This is a genomic window from Saccharopolyspora elongata (assembly GCF_004348985.1).
Classification (GTDB): Bacteria; Actinomycetota; Actinomycetes; order Mycobacteriales; family Pseudonocardiaceae; genus Saccharopolyspora; species Saccharopolyspora elongata.
Genome location: NZ_SMKW01000219.1, coordinates 1 through 1,298, shown reverse-complemented (window position 1 = coordinate 1,298; position 1,298 = coordinate 1). Strand labels below are relative to the sequence as shown.

At 66.0% G+C, this 1,298-nt stretch carries 1 protein-coding gene; it reads right to left on the bottom strand.

Annotation, left to right across the window (positions count from 1 at the left end; translation table 11 throughout):
* Positions 1 to 1,228: IS701 family transposase (locus E1288_RS46380; protein WP_132495715.1), on the bottom strand; the 1,228-nt coding region annotated here is incomplete at its 3' end.
* Positions 1,229 to 1,298 lie beyond the last annotated feature (70 nt).

Sequence of the window (1,298 nt, the reverse complement as noted above, 5' to 3'; positions counted from 1 at the left end):
GGAGCAGGGTGCAGAAGGCTTGAGCGAGGACGGTGAGGGTGACGTGTCGGTGCCAGCCGGTGTAGGAGCGTCCTTCGAAGTGATCCAGGCCGAGGGCGTGTTTGAGTTCGCGGTAGTCGTGTTCGATGCGCCAGCGGATTTTGGCCAGTCGAACCAGGGTTTTCAGCGGGGTGTGGACACTCATGTTGGACAGCCAGTACTTGACCGGCTCGGGCTCATCGGGTGGCCATTCGGCGATCAGCCAGGCGTCGGGCAGACTGCCGTTTTTGGCGCGGGGGATGTTGCGGTTGGCCGGGCGGATGCGGATGGCCAGGAAGTGCGCACGCATCGCCGCGGTCGGGTTGTCAGTGGTCTTCTTCGTGCCGGTGCGCCAGGTGAGGCGGCGGCAGGCGTGACGTCCCGCCGCCAGGGCGAGTTCGCGCAGGGTGGAGGGCGGATCGGGGTAGCCGGGCACGGGCGGGCGGCCACGACCGTGGTAGGGCCGCGTGACCGGACGGGCCTCGGCGGGGTGGGCGGTGGCGGTCGGATCGACCTGGAGCACGTAGGTGAAGCCGCGCTCGTCCAGACCCAACCGGAACAAAGTGGCGTCGCCGTAGCCGGAATCGCCGACCACGGGTCGCTTCGGCAGGTCCCATGTCTCGGTCATCTCATCGAGCATGTCCAGCGCCAGCCGCCACTTCTCTCGATGCCGTACGTCATCAGGGATACTGGCGCGGGCACGTCGGCGGCGCACCTGCTCGGCAGCAGCAGGGTCGTCAATGGTGGCGTCGTCCCACGAGGCCGGGCAGAACAGCCGCCAGTTCGCCGCCAGCGAGGCCTGGTCGGTGGCCATCTGCACACTCACCCCGATCTGGCAATTGCCGGTCTTGCCCAGCGTGCCCGAGTACTGGCGCGCCACGCACGGTGAAGCCTTGCCATCCTTGGGAAAACCGGTGTCATCGACCACGTACGCATCCGGACCGATCGCGTCCACCGCCCAGCCCGACACGCTGGCCCGCACACGCTGGTAGTCCCACGTCGAGGAGGTGATGAACTGCTGCAACCCCTGATGGTCCACCCCCAGTCGCTCGGCCATCGGCTGCATCGACTTGCGCGCACCATCGGTCAACAACCCGCGTACATACAACTCGCCCTTGGCTCGCTGATCCGACCGCGGCAGGCCATCCAGCATCCGTGCAGCGAACTCCACCAGCCGCGGACGCATCCGATCGATCTCATCCGGAGTCACCACCGAAGTCAACCACAATCCACAGTAGATGATCACAACGACACGCCAAAACCTAACAAAGCACTACTAG